The organism is Bradyrhizobium sp. CCBAU 53351 (genome assembly GCF_015291745.1).
Classification (GTDB): domain Bacteria; phylum Pseudomonadota; class Alphaproteobacteria; order Rhizobiales; family Xanthobacteraceae; genus Bradyrhizobium.
Map to the genome: position 1 here is coordinate 4,568,931 of NZ_CP030059.1, position 15,570 is coordinate 4,584,500.

Annotated in this window: 26 protein-coding genes; all 26 read right to left on the reverse strand. The window is 63.4% G+C overall.

Going from position 1 to position 15,570, the window contains the following annotated elements:
• Position 1: 1 nt before the first annotated feature.
• A complete protein-coding gene (secY, locus tag XH83_RS21605) occupies positions 2 to 1,333 on the reverse strand; it encodes a preprotein translocase subunit SecY (protein WP_100176995.1) in 1,332 nt (443 codons plus the stop codon).
• 231 nt (positions 1,334 to 1,564) lie between these two features.
• Positions 1,565 to 2,050 carry a 50S ribosomal protein L15 gene (gene rplO, locus XH83_RS21610; RefSeq protein ID WP_194402787.1) on the reverse strand — a complete coding sequence of 162 codons (486 nt, stop codon included), beginning with the start codon at positions 2,048 to 2,050 and terminating at the stop codon, positions 1,565 to 1,567.
• A gap of 75 nt (positions 2,051 to 2,125) precedes the next feature.
• Complete coding sequence (gene rpmD, locus XH83_RS21615) at positions 2,126 to 2,320, reverse strand: 50S ribosomal protein L30 (RefSeq protein ID WP_011088137.1); 195 nt, start codon at positions 2,318 to 2,320, stop codon at positions 2,126 to 2,128.
• Positions 2,321 to 2,343: 23 nt separating this feature from the next.
• Positions 2,344 to 2,937, reverse strand: a complete 594-nt coding sequence (gene rpsE, locus XH83_RS21620) for a 30S ribosomal protein S5 (protein ID WP_025036985.1) — start codon at positions 2,935 to 2,937, stop codon at positions 2,344 to 2,346.
• Positions 2,938 to 2,984: 47 nt separating this feature from the next.
• The gene (rplR, locus tag XH83_RS21625; RefSeq protein WP_007603036.1) at positions 2,985 to 3,347 is read right to left on the reverse strand and encodes a 50S ribosomal protein L18; all 363 of its coding nucleotides are present in this window, start codon (positions 3,345 to 3,347) and stop codon (positions 2,985 to 2,987) included.
• 11 nt (positions 3,348 to 3,358) lie between these two features.
• Positions 3,359 to 3,892 (reverse strand): 50S ribosomal protein L6, encoded by a 534-nt coding sequence (gene rplF, locus XH83_RS21630; protein WP_027549201.1) that lies wholly within the window; start codon positions 3,890 to 3,892, stop codon positions 3,359 to 3,361.
• A 16-nt stretch (positions 3,893 to 3,908) separates the two neighbouring features.
• Entirely contained in the window at positions 3,909 to 4,307 is a 399-nt protein-coding gene (gene rpsH, locus XH83_RS21635) for a 30S ribosomal protein S8 (protein ID WP_194402788.1), read from the reverse strand.
• Between the two features lie 14 nt (positions 4,308 to 4,321).
• Positions 4,322 to 4,627, reverse strand: coding sequence for a 30S ribosomal protein S14 (rpsN, locus tag XH83_RS21640; RefSeq protein WP_194402789.1), 306 nt, complete (start codon positions 4,625 to 4,627; stop codon positions 4,322 to 4,324).
• Positions 4,628 to 4,673: 46 nt separating this feature from the next.
• The gene (rplE, locus tag XH83_RS21645; RefSeq protein WP_018322267.1) at positions 4,674 to 5,231 is read right to left on the reverse strand and encodes a 50S ribosomal protein L5; all 558 of its coding nucleotides are present in this window, start codon (positions 5,229 to 5,231) and stop codon (positions 4,674 to 4,676) included.
• Positions 5,224 to 5,538 carry a 50S ribosomal protein L24 gene (rplX, locus tag XH83_RS21650; RefSeq protein ID WP_007603031.1) on the reverse strand — a complete coding sequence of 105 codons (315 nt, stop codon included), beginning with the start codon at positions 5,536 to 5,538 and terminating at the stop codon, positions 5,224 to 5,226. Before rplX ends, rplE begins: the two co-directional genes overlap by 8 nt.
• Entirely contained in the window at positions 5,538 to 5,906 is a 369-nt protein-coding gene (rplN, locus tag XH83_RS21655; RefSeq protein WP_007603030.1) for a 50S ribosomal protein L14, read from the reverse strand. The genes rplX and rplN overlap by 1 nt, the downstream gene beginning before the upstream one ends.
• Positions 5,907 to 5,989: 83 nt before the next feature.
• Positions 5,990 to 6,238 (reverse strand): 30S ribosomal protein S17, encoded by a 249-nt coding sequence (gene rpsQ, locus XH83_RS21660; protein ID WP_097658742.1) that lies wholly within the window; start codon positions 6,236 to 6,238, stop codon positions 5,990 to 5,992.
• Between the two features lie 13 nt (positions 6,239 to 6,251).
• Positions 6,252 to 6,458 (reverse strand): 50S ribosomal protein L29, encoded by a 207-nt coding sequence (gene rpmC, locus XH83_RS21665; protein WP_011088144.1) that lies wholly within the window; start codon positions 6,456 to 6,458, stop codon positions 6,252 to 6,254.
• A gap of 5 nt (positions 6,459 to 6,463) precedes the next feature.
• On the reverse strand, positions 6,464 to 6,877 hold the full coding sequence (gene rplP, locus XH83_RS21670) for a 50S ribosomal protein L16 (protein WP_008136349.1): 414 nt from the start codon (positions 6,875 to 6,877) through the stop codon (positions 6,464 to 6,466).
• Between the two features lie 30 nt (positions 6,878 to 6,907).
• Complete coding sequence (gene rpsC / locus XH83_RS21675; protein WP_092294149.1) at positions 6,908 to 7,633, reverse strand: 30S ribosomal protein S3; 726 nt, start codon at positions 7,631 to 7,633, stop codon at positions 6,908 to 6,910.
• Positions 7,634 to 7,650: 17 nt separating this feature from the next.
• Positions 7,651 to 8,037, reverse strand: a complete 387-nt coding sequence (gene rplV, locus XH83_RS21680) for a 50S ribosomal protein L22 (protein WP_008136353.1) — start codon at positions 8,035 to 8,037, stop codon at positions 7,651 to 7,653.
• A gap of 10 nt (positions 8,038 to 8,047) precedes the next feature.
• Positions 8,048 to 8,326 carry a 30S ribosomal protein S19 gene (rpsS, locus tag XH83_RS21685; protein WP_008136357.1) on the reverse strand — a complete coding sequence of 93 codons (279 nt, stop codon included), beginning with the start codon at positions 8,324 to 8,326 and terminating at the stop codon, positions 8,048 to 8,050.
• A gap of 12 nt (positions 8,327 to 8,338) precedes the next feature.
• The gene (gene rplB, locus XH83_RS21690) at positions 8,339 to 9,172 is read right to left on the reverse strand and encodes a 50S ribosomal protein L2 (protein WP_194402790.1); all 834 of its coding nucleotides are present in this window, start codon (positions 9,170 to 9,172) and stop codon (positions 8,339 to 8,341) included.
• 12 nt (positions 9,173 to 9,184) lie between these two features.
• On the reverse strand, positions 9,185 to 9,487 hold the full coding sequence (locus XH83_RS21695) for a 50S ribosomal protein L23 (RefSeq protein ID WP_194402791.1): 303 nt from the start codon (positions 9,485 to 9,487) through the stop codon (positions 9,185 to 9,187).
• Entirely contained in the window at positions 9,484 to 10,104 is a 621-nt protein-coding gene (gene rplD / locus XH83_RS21700) for a 50S ribosomal protein L4 (protein WP_020508797.1), read from the reverse strand. Before rplD ends, XH83_RS21695 begins: the two co-directional genes overlap by 4 nt.
• A gap of 1 nt (position 10,105) precedes the next feature.
• A complete protein-coding gene (gene rplC / locus XH83_RS21705; protein ID WP_194402792.1) occupies positions 10,106 to 10,822 on the reverse strand; it encodes a 50S ribosomal protein L3 in 717 nt (238 codons plus the stop codon).
• A 52-nt stretch (positions 10,823 to 10,874) separates the two neighbouring features.
• On the reverse strand, positions 10,875 to 11,183 hold the full coding sequence (gene rpsJ, locus XH83_RS21710) for a 30S ribosomal protein S10 (protein ID WP_002712302.1): 309 nt from the start codon (positions 11,181 to 11,183) through the stop codon (positions 10,875 to 10,877).
• An 83-nt stretch (positions 11,184 to 11,266) separates the two neighbouring features.
• Complete coding sequence (gene tuf / locus XH83_RS21715; RefSeq protein WP_194402793.1) at positions 11,267 to 12,457, reverse strand: elongation factor Tu; 1,191 nt, start codon at positions 12,455 to 12,457, stop codon at positions 11,267 to 11,269.
• A gap of 40 nt (positions 12,458 to 12,497) precedes the next feature.
• Positions 12,498 to 14,570 (reverse strand): elongation factor G, encoded by a 2,073-nt coding sequence (fusA, locus tag XH83_RS21720; protein ID WP_018322261.1) that lies wholly within the window; start codon positions 14,568 to 14,570, stop codon positions 12,498 to 12,500.
• A gap of 30 nt (positions 14,571 to 14,600) precedes the next feature.
• On the reverse strand, positions 14,601 to 15,071 hold the full coding sequence (gene rpsG, locus XH83_RS21725) for a 30S ribosomal protein S7 (protein ID WP_008136420.1): 471 nt from the start codon (positions 15,069 to 15,071) through the stop codon (positions 14,601 to 14,603).
• A 15-nt stretch (positions 15,072 to 15,086) separates the two neighbouring features.
• Positions 15,087 to 15,458 carry a 30S ribosomal protein S12 gene (gene rpsL, locus XH83_RS21730; protein ID WP_007603006.1) on the reverse strand — a complete coding sequence of 124 codons (372 nt, stop codon included), beginning with the start codon at positions 15,456 to 15,458 and terminating at the stop codon, positions 15,087 to 15,089.
• Positions 15,459 to 15,570: the final 112 nt, after the last annotated feature.

Consider the following 15,570-nt stretch of genomic DNA (forward strand, 5'->3'; position numbering starts at 1 on the left):
CTTACCTGCGGCGGCCGCGCAGCTTCGACTTGCGGATCAGGCCTTCATACTGGTGCGCCAACAGATAGCCCTGCACCTGTGCCACCGTATCCATGGTGACGCTGACGACGATCAGCAGCGAGGTGCCGCCGAAGTAGAACGGCACCGAGGCGTAGGAGATCAGGATCTCCGGGATCAAGCAGACGATCGCGAGATAAATCGCGCCCAGCACGGTGATGCGCGAGAGCACGTAGTCGATATATTCCGCGGTGCGCTCGCCGGGACGGATGCCCGGAATGAAGCCGCCATGCTTCTTCAGATTGTCCGCGGTCTCGGTCGGGTTGAACACGATCGCGGTGTAGAAGAAGGCGAAGAACACGATCAGCGCCAGATACATGATCAGGAACAGCGGACGGCCGTGGCCGAGCTGGGTGGTGATCCACTGGAACCATTCCGGCCCACTGCCCGCATTGAAATTCGCGACCGTGGTCGGCAGCAGCAGCAGCGAGGACGCGAAGATCGGCGGGATCACGCCGGAGGTGTTGAGCTTGAGCGGCAGATGCGAGGACTGGCCCTCGAACATCTTGTTGCCGACCTGGCGCTTCGGATACTGGATCAGGAGCCGGCGCTGGGCACGCTCCATGAACACGATGAAGGCGATCACGGCGACCGCCATGACGATGACGACCAGGATCAGGCCGGTCGACATCGCGCCCTGACGGCCGAGCTCGAGCATGTTGGCGAGCGCCGCGGGCAGCTCGGCGACGATACCGGCGAGAATGATCAGCGAGATACCGTTGCCGATGCCGCGCGAGGTGATCTGCTCGCCCAGCCACATCAGGAACATGGTGCCGCCGGTCAGCGTGATCGCGGTGGACAGGCGGAAGAACATGCCGGGGTCGCTGACGACGTTGCCGGCGCCCTCGAGGCCGACCGCGATGCCATAGGACTGGAACGCGGCCAGGATCACGGTGAGATAGCGGGTGTACTGGTTCAGCAGCTTGCGGCCGGACTCGCCTTCCTTCTTCAGCGCCTCGAGCTGCGGCGAGACGGTGGTGAGGAGCTGGATGATGATCGAGGCCGAGATATACGGCATGATGTTCAGCGCGAAGATCGCCATGCGGTGGATGCCGCCGCCGGCGAACATGTTGAACATGCCGAGGATGCCGCCTGCCTGGGAGCGGAACACCTGCTCCCAGATATTGGGATCGATGCCGGGCAGCGGGATGTAGGTCCCGAGCCGATAAACGAGCAGCGCACCCAGTGTAAACCAGATGCGCTTCTTCAGTTCGTCAGCCTTGGCAAACGCACCGAAATTGAGATTGGCTGCCAGTTGTTCCGCTGCAGAGGCCATCTTGGACTTTCTCCCGCCGCCTATTGCGCCGTCATGCCCGCGGCCGGGCTACTAAAGCGCGATGATATCGCGCTTTAGGCTATCGTTTGAGCATGATCTTTCCGGAAAACCGCGTCACACTTTTCCGGATCATGCTCTCGCGGACGCCGGACATTATCTGGGGCTCGGCTTCGATAAGTCCACGTCCCGCATGCGTAAAGGCCCGCGAGCCGCGGGCCAATGACGCAGTTGTTACGCCGCCTCGCCTTCTTCCTTGGCAGGGGCGAGGATCTTCACCGAGCCGCCGGCCTTCTCGACCGCTTCGATCGCGGTCTTGGTGGCGCCGTGCACTTCGATGTTGAGCTTGGACTTGAGCTCGCCACGGCCGAGCAGCCGCAGGCCGGCCTTGGCGCGGCGCAGCACGCCGCCCTTCACCAGGGCCTCGACGTTCACGACGCTGCCGGCGTCGATCTTCTTGGCATCGACCGCTTCCTGGAGCCGGTCGAGATTGATCTCGGCGAACTCGACGCGGAAGATGTTGTTGAAGCCGCGCTTGGGCAGGCGGCGATGCATCGGCATCTGGCCGCCTTCGAAACCCTTGATGCGCACGCCCGAACGCGCGGTCTGGCCCTTGCCGCCGCGGCCGGACTGCTTGCCCTTGCCCGAACCGATGCCGCGGCCGACGCGCATACGCTTCTTGCGCGAGCCGGCGTTGTCGGCGATATCGCTGAGCTTCATCGCCCTTCTCCTTGTTTCTTGCGCCTGATCTTCGCCGAGAACGGGTAGCCCGCTCTCGGGATCACGCGCCTTTGCTTACTTCTCGTCGACGATGCGGACGAGATGGTGAACCTTCTCGATCATGCCGCGGACCGCCGGGGTATCCGGCAGTTCGCTGGTGCGGCCGATCTTGTTGAGCTTGAGCCCGATCAGCGTCGAGCGCTGCGAGTGATGGCGGCGGATCGCGCTGCCGGTCTGCTCGAGCTTGATCGTCTTTGCGGCCTTGGCCATGGGAGTCTGCTCCAAAGCTGTCGTTAGTCGGCAGCCGCCTCGGCATCGCCACCGATACGGCGCGACTGCAGAGTGGACACCTTGATGTTGCGGCGGGCTGCGACCGAACGCGGCGAATCCTGATGCTTCAGCGCGTCGAAGGTTGCGCGAACCATGTTGTAGGGGTTCGACGAGCCGATCGACTTGGCCACCACGTCTTGGACGCCGAGCGTCTCGAACACGGCGCGCATCGGACCGCCGGCGATGATGCCGGTACCGGCCGGAGCTGCACGCAGGTAGACACGGCCCGCGCCATGACGGCCGGCGATGTCGTGATGCAGCGTGCGGCCCTCGCGCAGCGACACGCGGGTCAGGTTGCGCTTGGCGGACTCGGTGGCCTTGCGGATCGCCTCCGGCACTTCGCGCGCCTTGCCGTGACCGAAGCCGGCGCGGCCCTTCTGGTCGCCGATCACGACCAGCGCTGCGAAACCGAAGCGCTTGCCGCCCTTGACGACCTTGGCCACGCGGTTGATGTGGACGAGCTTGTCGACGAACTCGCTGTCGCGCTCCTCGCGCTCCCTGCGTTCACGTCCGCCGCCGCGTTGATCGCGTCCACCACGCTGTTCGCGTTCTGCCATGGTTTTTCCAATCCTTCAGAGGCTTACGCCTCAATCCTCAAATTCCGTTAGAAGCTCAGCCCGCTCTCACGCGCGGCGTCGGCGAGAGCCTTGACGCGCCCGTGATAGAGATAGCTGCCGCGATCGAACACGACTTCCTTGACGCCCTTCTCGGCGGCCCGCTCGGCCAGCAGCTTGCCGACCGCCTTCGCCGCATCGATGTCGGCGCCGGTCTTGCCGCCGTCGCGCATCGACTTCTCGAGCGACGAGGCAGAGGCCAGCGTCTCACCCTTCAGGTCGTCGATGACCTGGGCGTAGATGTGCTTCGACGAGCGGAATACCGACAGACGCGGACGGCCACCACCGGAGCGGCGCAGCTTCAGCCGCACACTCCGCTTGCGCCGGGCATTCGTAACCTTGGCTTTGGACATGACCGGCTCCGTTACTTCTTCTTGCCTTCCTTGCGGAAGATGAATTCGCCAACATACTTCACGCCCTTGCCCTTGTAGGGCTCCGGCGGGCGATAGCTGCGGATCTCGGCCGCGACCTGGCCGACGCGCTGGATGTCGCTGCCCGTCACCGTGATCTCGGTCGGCTTCGGCACCGTGATCGTGATCCCTTCCGGGATCGCATAGACCACGTCGTGGCTGTAACCGAGCGCGAGCTGCAGGTTCTTGCCCTGCATCGCGGCGCGGTAACCGACACCGGTGATCTCGAGCTTCTTCTCGAAGCCCTTGGTGACGCCTTCGACCAGATTCGCGACCTGGGCGCGAGCGGTGCCGTACAGCGCCCGCGCGCGATTGGTCTCGACCCGCGGGTTCACCTTTACCTGGCCGTTCTCGAGCTTCACCTCGACGTCGTCATGGACGACGAACTGAAGCTGGCCCTTCGGGCCCTTCATCTTGACGGTCTGCCCATCGACGGTCGCGGTCACACCCGACGGAACCGCCACAGGCCTTTTGCCAACACGTGACATGGATCAAAAATCCTTCTCAGAACACCGTGAAGAGGACTTCACCGCCCACATTCGCGTCGCGCGCGCTGTGGTCGGCCATGATCCCCTTCGGCGTCGACAACACCGAAATGCCGAGCCCATTGTTGACCCGCGGCAGGTTCTTCACCGAGGCGTACACGCGACGCCCGGGCTTGGAGACACGTTCGATCTCGCGGATGACGGGCTCGCCGTCGAAATACTTCAGCTCGATCTCGATCTCGCTGCGGCCCGAGGAATGCTCGAGCGTGGCGTAGCCGCGGATGTAGCCCTCGGTCTTGAGGACCTCGAGAACGTTCTCGCGCATCTTCGAGCCGGGCGTGGAGACCTTGGTCTTCGCGCGCATCTGCGCGTTGCGGATACGGGTGATCAGATCGCTGATTGGATCGTGCGTAGACATCTAAACGACCCTCCTTACCAGCTGGACTTCACGAGGCCCGGGACCATGCCCTTGGAGCCAAGTTCGCGCAGCGCGATACGGGACAACTTGTTCTTGCGGTAGTTCGAGCGCGGGCGGCCCGACAGCTCGCAACGCAGGCGGACGCGGGTCGCCGACGAGTTGCGCGGCATTTCGGCCAGCTTCAACGTCGCAGCGAAACGCTCCTCCATCGGCAGCTTCTTGTCGGCGATGATCGCCTTCAACCGCTCGCGCTTGGCGGCGGCGTTCTTCACCATCCGCTTGCGCCGGTTGTTCTTCTCGACTGAACTCTTCTTTGCCATGCTTGGCTCCTGGGTATCCGCGTTTGAGAGGCTCTAGGTCAGCGTCTCACTGCCGGAACGGGAAATTGAAAGCGGTCAACAAGGCCCTCGCCTCTTCGTCGGTCTTGGCCGTGGTGCAGACGGTGATGTCCATGCCGCGGGCTTCCGTGACCTTGTCGAAGTCGATCTCGGGGAAAATGATGTGCTCCTTGATGCCGAGCGAGTAGTTGCCGCGGCCGTCGAAGCTCTTCGGGTTCAGGCCGCGGAAGTCGCGGACGCGCGGCAGCGCGACCGTCACCAGGCGATCGATGAACTCGTACATGTGGGCCTTGCGCAGCGTGACCTTGCAGCCGATCGGCTGGTTCTCACGCAGCTTGAAGGTCGCGATCGCGATCCGCGAATAGGTCACGATCGCCTTCTGGCCGGCGATCTGGGTCAGCTCGGCAGCGGCGGTCTCGGCCTTCTTGCGGTCATTGACGCTGTCGCCAACGCCCATGTTCAGCACGACCTTGTCCAGGCGCGGAACCTGCATGACGTTCTCATAACCGAACTTCTCGGTCATGGCCGTGCGGATCTTCGCGTCGTATTCCGCGCGCAGGCGCGGCGTGTAAGCGGCCTCAGCCATCGATCTCAGCTCCCGAGCTCTTGGCGATGCGGACCTTCTTGCCGTCCGCCAGAATCTTGAATCCGACGCGGGTCGGCTTTCCGTCCTTGCCGACATACGCGATGTTGGACAGTTGGATCGGCGACTCCTTCGAGATGATGCCGCCCTCCTGGGCTTGCGTCTGCTTCTGGTGACGCTTGACCATGTTGATGCCGCGCACCAGCGCCGTACCGGCGTCGGGACGCACTTCGAACACTTCGCCGGTGCGGCCCTTGTCGCGACCGGTCAGCACGACGACCTTGTCGCCCTTGCGGATCTTCGCAGCCATCACAGCACCTCCGGCGCGAGCGAGATGATCTTCATGTGGTTCTTGGCGCGCAGCTCGCGCGGCACGGGCCCGAAGATACGGGTGCCGACCGGCTCGGACTGGTTGTTGATCAGAACGGCGGCGTTGCGGTCGAAGCGGATGACCGAACCGTCGGCGCGACGGATGTCCTTGCGGACGCGCACCACGACGGCCTTCATCACGTCGCCCTTCTTCACCTTGCCACGCGGAATTGCTTCCTTGATCGAGACGACGATGATGTCGCCGATCGTGGCGTAGCGGCGCTTGGAGCCCCCGAGCACCTTGATACACATGACACGGCGTGCGCCAGAATTGTCGGCCACGTCGAGGTTGGTCTGCATCTGAATCATTGATGCACCTCGTCCTCTTCTATTTGCGCCAGCCCAGCCGGCGCTCAACATTTCCCTGAAGTCAGTCGGCTAAAGCCAACAGATCAGGCGCTTTTCTTGTGTTCGCCCCGGATCACGACCCAGCGCTTCAACTTCGAAATCGGCTTCGATTCCTCGATCCACACCATGTCGCCCGGCTTGAACTGGTTGCTCTCGTCGTGCGCGTGGTAGTTCTTCGAACGGCGGATCGTCTTCTTGTAGATCGGGTGCGTGAAGCGGCGATCAACGCGCACCACGATGGTCTTGGCTTGCTTGTCGCTGACGACCACGCCCTGCAAAGTACGTTTCGGCATCTTCGTAAGCCTCTTACTTCTTCTTCGCGCGCGTCTGCGCGGCGACGGTCTTGATCCGGGCGATGTCACGGCGGGCCTCGCGCAGCCGCGAGGTGTTCTCGAGCTGCCCGGTGGCACGCTGGAAGCGCAGGTTGAAGCGCTCCTTCTTCAGGTTCAGGATGGCGTCATCCTGCTGGTCGGGGCTCATCGCGCGGATGTCTTCGATCTTCATCTGGGCCATGGCCATTACTCCGCAATGCGCTCTACGAAGCGCGTCTTGATCGGCAGCTTGGCGGCCGCCAGGGTCAGCGCCTCACGCGCCGTCTGGGTGTTGACGCCGTCGATCTCGAACAGCACCCGGCCCGGCTTGACGCGCGCGACCCACAATTCCGGCGAACCCTTGCCGGAGCCCATGCGGACTTCGGCCGGCTTCTTCGACACCGGAACGTCGGGGAACACGCGGATCCAGACGCGGCCGGCGCGCTTCATGTGGCGGGTCAGCGCGCGGCGAGCGGCTTCGATCTGACGCGCGGTGACGCGCTCAGGCTCGGTCGCCTTCAGGCCGAACTGGCCGAACGCCAACGTCGCGCCCGAAGACGCGACGCCGTGGATGCGGCCCTTATGCGCCTTCCGGAACTTCGTTTTCTTAGGTTGCATCATGGCTTTGAGCCCTCAAATTCCTGTGCGGCTTTAGGCTGCAGCCGTATCGCGGCGCTGACGGCCACCACGATCGCTGCTACCACCCGTCTCGCCTTCGGCCATTCTCTTGTCCTGGGCCATCGGATCGTGCTCCAGGATCTCGCCCTTGAAGATCCAGACCTTGACGCCGCAGGTGCCGAAGGTCGTGAACGCGGTCGCAACGCCGTAGTCGATGTCAGCGCGCAGGGTGTGCAGCGGCACGCGACCTTCGCGGTACCACTCCATGCGAGCGATTTCCGCACCGCCCAGACGACCCGAGCAGTTGATGCGGATGCCTTCCGCGCCGAGACGCATCGCCGACTGCACGGCGCGCTTCATGGCGCGGCGGAACGCCACGCGGCGCTCCAGCTGCTGTGCGATCGACTCGGCCACCAGCGTCGCGTCGAGCTCCGGCTTGCGGATCTCGACGATGTTGATGACGACGTCGGACGAGGTGATGTCCGCAACCTTCTTGCGAAGCTTGTCGATGTCGGCGCCCTTCTTGCCGATCACCACGCCCGGACGGGCCGAGTGGATGGTGACGCGGCACTTCTTGTGCGGACGCTCGATCACGATGCGGGCGACGGCCGCCTGCTTGAGCTCCTTGTGCAGGATCTCACGGATCTTGACGTCCTCGTGCAGCAGCTTGCCGTATTCCTGCTTGCCGGCGAACCAGCGGGAATCCCAGGTACGGTTGATGCCAAGGCGCAGACCGATCGGATTGATCTTTTGACCCATCGTGTTCTCCTGCGCCCTTAAGCGGCGGCTTCAGCTTCGACCTGACGAACGATGATCGTCAGCTGCGAAAATGGTTTGTAGACCCGGCCCGAACGGCCGCGGCCGCGAGCGGCGAAGCGCTTCATCACGAGGCCGTTGCCGACGAAGGCCTGCGCCACGACGAGATCGTCGACGTCGAGGTCGTGGTTGTTCTCGGCGTTGGCGATAGCCGATTCCAGGCACTTCTTCACGTCGACCGCGATCCGCTTGCGCGAAAACTGCAGGTCGGCGAGCGCAGCAGCCGCCTTCCGGCCGCGAATGAGCTGGGCGACCAGGTTGAGCTTCTGCGGGCTCACCCGCAGCATCCGGGCGACCGCCTTGGCCTCGTTCTCGGCGAGGCTCCGTTCGCGCTTAGGTTTGCTCATCGTTTAATCCTCAAGCCTTCTTGGCTTTCTTGTCGCCGGAGTGGCCATGGAAGGTCCGGGTCGGCGAGAACTCGCCGAACTTGTGACCCACCATTTCCTCGTTGACGGCGACCGGTACGTGCTTCTGACCGTTGTAGACGCCGAAGGTCAGGCCGACGAACTGCGGCAGGATCGTCGAGCGACGGCTCCAGATCTTGATGACGTCGTGACGGCCGGACGCGCGCGCGGCATCTGCCTTCTTGAGCAGAGAACCCTCGACGAACGGGCCTTTCCAGACTGAACGAACCATGTCCGGCGTTCCTTACTTCTTCCGCTTGTGGCGGCTTAGGAGAATGAATTTGTTGGTCGACTTGTTGGTGCGGGTCTTCTTGCCCTTGGTCGGCTTGCCCCACGGAGTGACCGGGTGGCGACCGCCCGAGGTACGACCTTCACCACCGCCGTGCGGATGGTCGATCGGGTTCATCGCGACGCCGCGGTTGTGCGGCTTGCGGCCCATCCAGCGCTTGCGGCCGGCCTTGCCGATCGAGGTGTTCATGTGATCCGGGTTCGACACCGCGCCGATGGTGCCGCGGCAACGGCCGTGCACCAGGCGCTGCTCGCCCGAATTCAGGCGGATGATCACGTAGTCCTGGTCGCGGCCGACGAGCTGGGCATAGGTGCCCGCGGAACGGGCGAGCTGGCCGCCCTTCCCGATCTTGACCTCGATATTGTGGATGATCGTGCCGACCGGCATGTTGCCGAGCGGCATGACGTTGCCCGGCTTCACGTCGACGTAATTGCCGGCGACGATCGTGTCACCCACGGCCAGGCGCTGCGGCGCCAGGATGTAGGCCTGCTCGCCGTCCTGATACTTGATCAGCGCGATGAAGCCGGTGCGGTTCGGATCGTATTCCAGCCGTTCGACGGTCGCGGGAACGTCGATCTTCTCACGCTTGAAATCGACGGTACGCAGCGTCCGCTTGTGACCGCCGCCGCGGAAGCGCACGGTGATGCGACCGGTGTTGTTGCGGCCGCCCGAGGAGTGCTTGCCCTCGGTGAGCGCCTTCACCGGCTTGCCCTTGTACAGGGCCGAACGATCGACCATGACCAGCTGGCGCTGGCCCGGCGTCGTGGGATTGAATGTCTTCAGTGCCATCGTCGTACGACCTTACAGACCGGTGGTGACGTCGATCCGGTGGCCCTCTTCGAGGGTCACGATCGCGCGCTTGGTGTTCGACTGCGAGCCGAGATTGCCGCGGAAGATCTTGGTCTTGCCCTTGCGGACCAGCGTGTTGACGCTCTTGACCTTGACGTCGAACAGCTTCTCGATCGCTTCCTTGATCTGCGGCTTGGTGGCCTTGGCGGCCACCTTGAACAGCACCTTGTTGTGCTCGGAAGCGATCGTCGCCTTTTCGGTCACGACCGGCGACACGATCACGTCGTAGTGGCGAGCCTCGATGTTCTTCGTCATTTGAAGCGCGCCTCCAGCGCATCGATGGCGGCCTTGGTCAGAACGAGCTTCTGACGGCGCAGGATGTCGTAGACGTTGATGCCCTGGATCGGCAGCACGTCCATGTTCGGGATGTTGCGGGCCGCAGCGGCAAAGCCGTTGTTGAGCTCGGCACCGTCGATGATCAGCGCGTTGGTGAGCCCCAGGCCCGAGAAGTGGCCGAGCAGCGCCTTGGTCTTGGCGGCTTCCAGCGCGGCCTTCTCTATCACGACGAGATCGCCGTCCTTGGCCTTCGCCGAGAGCGCATGCTTGAGCGCCAGCGCGCGGACCTTCTTCGGCAGGTCGGTGGCGTGCGAACGCACCACCGGACCGAAGGCACGACCGCCGCCGCGGAACTGCGGCACGCGGGCCGAGCCGTGACGAGCACCGCCGGTGCCCTTCTGCTTGTACATCTTCTTGCCGGTGCGCCAGATCTCGGCGCGGCCCTTGGCCTTGTGCGTGCCGGCCTGGCGCTTGTTGAGCTGCCACTGCACGCAACGTGCAATGATGTCCTGGCGCGGCTCGAGGCCGAAAATGGTGTCGGACAGCTGGACCGAGCCGGCTTCCTTACCTTCGAGGGTGGTGACCTTCAATTCCATCTCACGCACCCTCCTGCTGGGCCGCAGCCTCGGCTTCGCCACCCGTAACCTTGAACTTGCCGGGCTTCGGAGCTTCCTTCGGCAGCGGCTTCTTGACGGCGTCGCGCACGCGAATCCAGCCGCCCTTGGAGCCGGGAACGGCGCCTTCGACGAGGATCAGGCCGCGCTCGACATCGAGCTGAACGACGCGAAGGTTGAGCGTGGTGATGCGGTCGACACCCATGTGGCCGGGCATCTTCTTGTTCTTCCAGGTCTTGCCGGGGTCCTGACGACCACCGGTCGAACCGATCGAGCGGTGCGAGACCGAGACGCCGTGGGTGGCGCGCAGACCGCCGAAGTTCCAGCGCTTCATGCCGCCGGCGAAGCCCTTACCGACCGAGGTGCCGGTGACGTCGACGAACTGGCCGACGACGAAATGATCGGCCTGGATTTCGGCGCCGACCGGGATCATCGCATCCGCGGTAACGCGGAATTCCTCGACGCGGCGCTTCGGCTCGACCTTGGCGACCGCGAACTGGCCGCGCTCAGCCTTCGGCATGTAAACGGTCTTGCGGGCGCCAGAACCGAGCTGGAGCGCGACGTAACCGTTCTTCTCTTCGGTGCGGTGGCCTACGACCTGGCAATTGCCGAGCTTCAGCACGGTCACGGGGATATGTTCGCCGGCCTCCGTGAAGACCCGCGTCATCCCGACCTTTTGTGCGATCACTCCGGAGCGCATCGGCTTGCTTCCTGTTCTTTCTGTCCGCTTGCGCGAACGGGATCCAAAAATCTTAGAGCTTGATCTCGACGTCGACACCGGCGGCCAGGTCGAGCTTCATCAAAGCATCGACGGTCTGCGGGGTCGGATCGACGATGTCGAGCAGGCGCTTGTGAGTGCGCATCTCGAACTGCTCGCGGCTCTTCTTGTCGACGTGGGGCGAACGGTTGACGGTGAACTTCTCGATGCGGGTGGGCAGCGGAATGGGTCCGCGGACCTGCGCGCCGGTGCGCTTCGCCGTGTTCACGATCTCGCGGGTCGACGTATCGAGGATACGATGGTCGAACGCCTTGAGACGGATACGAATATTTTGGCCGTTCATTGCCGTGCTTTCTCTAGTGAGTGGCGAGTAGCGAGTAGCGAATAGAATTCCCTATTCGCCACTCACCATTCCCTATTCGCTTGTTACTCGATGATCGAGGCGACGACGCCGGCGCCGACGGTGCGGCCGCCTTCGCGGATCGCGAAGCGGAGTTTCTCTTCCATCGCGATCGGCACGATCAGGTGCACTTCCATCGCGATGTTGTCGCCCGGCATCACCATTTCGGTGCCTTCCGGCAGATGCACGACACCGGTCACGTCGGTGGTGCGGAAGTAGAACTGCGGACGGTAGTTGGTGAAGAACGGGGTGTGGCGACCGCCCTCTTCCTTGGTGAGGATGTAAGCCTCAGCCTTGAACTTGGTGTGCGGCTTGACCGAACCCGGCTTGCACAGCACCTGGCCGCGCTCGACGTCTTCACGCTTGGTGCCGCGAAGCAGCGCACCGATGTTGTCGCCGGCCTGGCCCTGATCGAGCAGCTTGCGGAACATTTCGACGCCGGTGACCGTGGTCTTCTGCGTGGCGCGCAGACCGACGATCTCGATTTCCTCGCCGACCTTGACGATGCCGCGCTCGACACGGCCGGTCACAACAGTGCCGCGGCCCGAGATCGAGAACACGTCTTCAACCGGCATCAGGAACGGCTGGTCGATCGGACGCTCCGGCTGCGGGATGTACTCGTCGACGTTCTTCATCAGCTCGAGAATGGCGTCGTGGCCGAGCTTCTTGTCGGAATCTTCGAGAGCGGCGAGCGCCGAACCCTTGATGATCGGGATCTTGTCGCCCGGAAAGTCGTACTTCGAGAGCAGCTCGCGGACTTCGAGCTCGACGAGCTCGAGCAGCTCCGGATCGTCGACCATGTCGCACTTGTTGAGGAACACGACGAGCGCGGGCACGCCGACCTGGCGGGCGAGCAGGATGTGCTCGCGGGTCTGCGGCATCGGGCCGTCAGCGGCCGACACGACCAGGATCGCACCGTCCATCTGGGCGGCGCCGGTGATCATGTTCTTCACGTAGTCGGCGTGGCCGGGGCAGTCGACGTGGGCGTAGTGGCGGTTCGGCGTCTCGTACTCGACGTGCGCGGTCGAGATGGTGATGCCGCGCGCCTTCTCTTCCGGCGCCTTGTCGATCTGGTCGTACGCGGTGAACGTCGCACCGCCGGCTTCGGCGAGGATCTTGGTGATCGCCGCGGTCAGCGACGTCTTGCCATGGTCGACGTGACCGATGGTGCCGATGTTGCAGTGCGGCTTGTTACGTTCAAACTTTGCTTTGGCCATTTGACTCTCCGTTCAATCGTCAGCTCTAGACCGACGACAATCAGGCAAACTTCTTCTGGACTTCTGCCGACACGTTGGCCGGCGCTTCTGCGTAGTGGTCGAACTGCATGGTGAAGGTTGCGCGACCCTGGCTCATCGAGCGCAGGTTATTCACGTAACCGAACATGTTCATGAGCGGCACCATCGCGTTGATGACGTTGGCGTTGCCGCGCATGTCCTGACCCTGGATCTGACCGCGCCGGGAATTCAGGTCGCCGATGACCGAGCCGGTATAGTCTTCCGGGGTCACCACTTCGACCTTCATGATCGGCTCGAGCAGGACGGACTTGCCCTTCTGCAGCGCTTCGCGGAAAGCCGCGCGCGATGCGATTTCGAAGGCGAGCGCCGACGAGTCGACGTCGTGATACTTGCCGTCGACGAGCTGAACCTTGACGTCGACGACGGGGAAGCCCGCCACGACACCAGAGCTCATCACGCTGTTGAGGCCCTTTTCGACGCCGGGGATGTATTCCTTCGGAACCGCACCGCCGACGATCTTGGACTCGAACTCGTAGCCCTTGCCGGGCTCGTTCGGCTCGACCACGATCGACACTTCCGCGAACTGACCGGTACCGCCGGTCTGCTTCTTGTGGGTGTACTTGACCTCGGCCTTCTTGGTGACGCGCTCACGGAACGCAACCTGCGGCGCGCCGATGTTGGCGTCGACCTTGTAGGTACGCTTGAGGATGTCGACCTTGATGTCGAGATGGAGTTCGCCCATGCCCTTGAGGATGGTCTGGCCGGACTCCTGGTCGGTCGACACGCGGAAGGACGGATCCTCCGCGGCGAGCTTGGCCAGCGCCACGCCCAGCTTTTCCTGGTCGGCCTTGGACTTCGGCTCGATCGCGATCTCGATGACCGGCTCGGGGAATTCCATCTTCTCCAGGATGACCTGCTTGTCGGGATCGCACAGAGTGTCACCGGTGCGCGCTTCCTTCAGGCCGGCCAGCGCGACGATGTCGCCGGCATAGGCTTCCTTGATGTCTTCGCGGTTGTTCGCATGCATCAACAGCATGCGCCCGATGCGCTCCTTCTTCTCGCGGGTCGAGTTCACGACGCCGGTGCCGCTCTGCAGAACGCCGGAGTAGATGCGGCAGAAGGTGATGGTGCCGACGAACGGGTCGTCCATGATCTTGAACGCGAGCAGCGCGAGCGGCTCCTTGTCGTCCGCCTTGCGCACGACCTCGTTGCCGCGGTCGTCGGTGCCCTTGATCGCGGGCACGTCGATCGGCGACGGCAGATAGTCGACGACGGCGTCGAGCAGCGGCTGAACGCCCTTGTTCTTGAAGGCCGAGCCGCACAGCACGGGATAGAACGCACCGGTCAGAACCGCCTTGCGGATCAGCCGCTTCAGCGTCTCTTCGTCCGGCTCCTTGCCGTCGAGATAGGCGGCCATGGCGTCGTCGTCGAGCTCGACGGCGGCTTCCACCATCTTCTCGCGGTATTCCTTGGCTTGCTCGACGAGATCCTCGGGAATGTCGACATAGTCGAACTTCGCGCCGAGCGATTCATCGTTCCAGATGATGCCCTGCATCTTCACGAGGTCGACGAGACCCTTGAAGTTGTTCTCGGCACCGATCGGAAGCTGGATCGCGATCGGCTTGGCACCGAGGCGGTCGACGATGTCGGCCAGGCACTTGAAGAAGTCGGCGCCGGTCTTGTCCATCTTGTTGGCGAAGACGATGCGCGGAACCTTGTACTTGTCGCCCTGGCGCCAGACGGTCTCGGTCTGGGGCTCGACGCCCTGGTTGGAGTCGAGCACGCAGACGGCGCCGTCGAGCACGCGCAGCGAACGCTCGACTTCGATGGTGAAGTCGACGTGGCCGGGGGTGTCGATGATGTTCAGGCGCTTGCCGGCCCAGAACGCGGTGGTCGCAGCCGAGGTGATCGTGATGCCACGCTCCTGCTCCTGCTCCATCCAGTCCATCGTCGCGGCACCTTCGTGCACTTCGCCGATCTTGTGGCTCTTGCCGGTGTAATAGAGGATGCGCTCGGTCGTCGTCGTCTTGCCGGCATCGATATGCGCCATGATACCGAAGTTGCGGTAATTCTCTATGGCATGAACGCGGGGCATAGGCTGTTCCTCAGATTCCGTGTGTCGCCGTTACCAGCGATAGTGCGAGAAGGCGCGGTTGGCTTCCGCCATCCGGTGCACGTCTTCACGCTTCTTGACGGCGTTGCCGCGGTTGTTCGAGGCGTCCAGCAGTTCGGCCGAGAGCCGCTCGGTCATGGTCTTCTCGTTGCGCTCGCGCGCAGCCGAGATCAGCCAGCGGATGCCCAGCGCCTGCCGGCGGGTCGAACGAACCTCGACCGGGACCTGGTAGGTCGCGCCGCCGACGCGGCGGGAGCGAACCTCAATCGTCGGCATAACGTTCTCGAGCGCCTGCTCGAACACGCCGAGCGGGTTCTGCTTGGTCTTGCTTTCGATGATACCGAACGCACCATAGACGATGCCTTCGGCGACCGACTTCTTGCCGGCGTACATCACCGAGTTCATGAACTTCGTGACGATGATGTTCCCGAACTTCGGATCGGGAAGGACTTCGCGCTTTTCCGCTGAGTGGCGACGAGACATGGACCTGGTTCCCGCTTACTTCGGACGCTTCGCGCCGTACTTCGAACGACGCTGCTTACGGTTCTTGACGCCCTGGGTATCCAGAACGCCGCGGAGGATGTGGTAGCGCACGCCGGGCAAGTCCTTGACGCGGCCGCCGCGGATCATGACCACCGAGTGCTCCTGGAGGTTATGGCCCTCGCCGGGGATGTAGCCGATCACCTCGAAGCCGTTGGTCAGGCGCACCTTGGCGACCTTACGAAGCGCCGAGTTCGGCTTCTTCGGGGTCGTGGTGTAGACGCGGGTGCAAACACCACGCTTCTGCGGCGACTGCTGCAGCGCCGGCACCTTCTTGCGCGACTTCTGCACTTCACGCGGTTGAGCGATCAGCTGGTTGATCGTCGGCATCCTGGCCTTACCCTTTGTTCTGTCGCGAACCCTTTTCGGATCCGCTGTCTTGCCGCAGCCCGTTGCCGGGACTGCAAATTCTTTCGAGCTACCCGCCCGACGAGGTCGCCTT

Excerpts from the sequence above, each read along its gene's own strand:
- rpsQ (WP_097658742.1), bottom strand. The coding sequence starts at position 6,238 with ATGCCGAAACGTACTTTGCAGGGCGTGGTCGTCAGCGACAAGCAAGCC.
- XH83_RS21695 (WP_194402791.1), bottom strand. The coding sequence starts at position 9,487 with ATGACGAAGAACATCGAGGCTCGCCACTACGACGTGATCGTGTCGCCG.
- fusA (WP_018322261.1), bottom strand. The coding sequence starts at position 14,570 with ATGCCCCGCGTTCATGCCATAGAGAATTACCGCAACTTCGGTATCATG.
- rpmD (WP_011088137.1), bottom strand. The coding sequence starts at position 2,320 with ATGGCCAAGGCCGCAAAGACGATCAAGCTCGAGCAGACCGGCAGCGCG.
- rplV (WP_008136353.1), bottom strand. The coding sequence starts at position 8,037 with ATGAGCAAACCTAAGCGCGAACGGAGCCTCGCCGAGAACGAGGCCAAG.
- rpsC (WP_092294149.1), bottom strand. The coding sequence starts at position 7,633 with ATGGGTCAAAAGATCAATCCGATCGGTCTGCGCCTTGGCATCAACCGT.
- rplE (WP_018322267.1), bottom strand. The coding sequence starts at position 5,231 with ATGGCTGAGGCCGCTTACACGCCGCGCCTGCGCGCGGAATACGACGCG.
- rplF (WP_027549201.1), bottom strand. The coding sequence starts at position 3,892 with ATGTCACGTGTTGGCAAAAGGCCTGTGGCGGTTCCGTCGGGTGTGACC.
- rplP (WP_008136349.1), bottom strand. The coding sequence starts at position 6,877 with ATGATGCAACCTAAGAAAACGAAGTTCCGGAAGGCGCATAAGGGCCGC.
- rplX (WP_007603031.1), bottom strand. The coding sequence starts at position 5,538 with ATGGCTGCGAAGATCCGCAAGGGCGACAAGGTCGTCGTGCTGACCGGT.
- rplO (WP_194402787.1), bottom strand. The coding sequence starts at position 2,050 with ATGAAGCTCAGCGATATCGCCGACAACGCCGGCTCGCGCAAGAAGCGT.
- secY (WP_100176995.1), bottom strand. The coding sequence starts at position 1,333 with ATGGCCTCTGCAGCGGAACAACTGGCAGCCAATCTCAATTTCGGTGCG.
- rplC (WP_194402792.1), bottom strand. The coding sequence starts at position 10,822 with ATGCGCTCCGGAGTGATCGCACAAAAGGTCGGGATGACGCGGGTCTTC.
- rpsN (WP_194402789.1), bottom strand. The coding sequence starts at position 4,627 with ATGGCAAAGAAGAGTTCAGTCGAGAAGAACAACCGGCGCAAGCGGATG.
- rpsJ (WP_002712302.1), bottom strand. The coding sequence starts at position 11,183 with ATGAACGGCCAAAATATTCGTATCCGTCTCAAGGCGTTCGACCATCGT.
- rplN (WP_007603030.1), bottom strand. The coding sequence starts at position 5,906 with ATGATTCAGATGCAGACCAACCTCGACGTGGCCGACAATTCTGGCGCA.
- rpmC (WP_011088144.1), bottom strand. The coding sequence starts at position 6,458 with ATGGCCCAGATGAAGATCGAAGACATCCGCGCGATGAGCCCCGACCAG.
- rpsH (WP_194402788.1), bottom strand. The coding sequence starts at position 4,307 with ATGTCTACGCACGATCCAATCAGCGATCTGATCACCCGTATCCGCAAC.
- rplR (WP_007603036.1), bottom strand. The coding sequence starts at position 3,347 with ATGTCCAAAGCCAAGGTTACGAATGCCCGGCGCAAGCGGAGTGTGCGG.
- rplD (WP_020508797.1), bottom strand. The coding sequence starts at position 10,104 with ATGGAATTGAAGGTCACCACCCTCGAAGGTAAGGAAGCCGGCTCGGTC.
- rplB (WP_194402790.1), bottom strand. The coding sequence starts at position 9,172 with ATGGCACTGAAGACATTCAATCCCACGACGCCGGGCCAGCGCCAGCTG.
- rpsL (WP_007603006.1), bottom strand. The coding sequence starts at position 15,458 with ATGCCGACGATCAACCAGCTGATCGCTCAACCGCGTGAAGTGCAGAAG.
- rpsS (WP_008136357.1), bottom strand. The coding sequence starts at position 8,326 with ATGGTTCGTTCAGTCTGGAAAGGCCCGTTCGTCGAGGGTTCTCTGCTC.
- tuf (WP_194402793.1), bottom strand. The coding sequence starts at position 12,457 with ATGGCCAAAGCAAAGTTTGAACGTAACAAGCCGCACTGCAACATCGGC.
- rpsG (WP_008136420.1), bottom strand. The coding sequence starts at position 15,071 with ATGTCTCGTCGCCACTCAGCGGAAAAGCGCGAAGTCCTTCCCGATCCG.
- rpsE (WP_025036985.1), bottom strand. The coding sequence starts at position 2,937 with ATGGCAGAACGCGAACAGCGTGGTGGACGCGATCAACGCGGCGGCGGA.